At 69.6% G+C, this 365-nt stretch carries 1 protein-coding gene; it reads left to right on the top strand.

Annotation, left to right across the window (positions count from 1 at the left end):
- On the top strand, positions 1 to 365 hold a 365-nt coding region (locus tag ACYQ8L_RS18665; RefSeq protein WP_459943322.1), incomplete at both ends, for a hypothetical protein.

Consider the following 365-nt stretch of genomic DNA (forward strand, 5'->3'; position numbering starts at 1 on the left):
ACGGGTACGACCCGGACGGGGCGGGCGCGGGGTACGCGGCCAAGAACGGCAAAGACGTGGACGCGAACCACTACGGCACCAAGCACGACGCGGCCACGGACGGGGGCACGTTCTGCTGGGACTGCCACGACCCCCACGGCGACCGCACGAGCGGCGGGGGGAACATCTACATGGTGCAGCGGGCCGCGACCCAGGTTTCCGACGGAACCTACGGGGTGCCCTCCACCACGGTGACCCCCGTGTTCACGAACAACGCCACGGGCACGGACTACGCAAAAAGCGCGGCGCCCTATAACGGCGTCTGCCAGGTGTGCCACACGGCCACGGCCCACTACACCTCCACGAGCGGCGACGGGCACAACAGC

This window comes from Deferrisoma palaeochoriense, assembly GCF_054656955.1.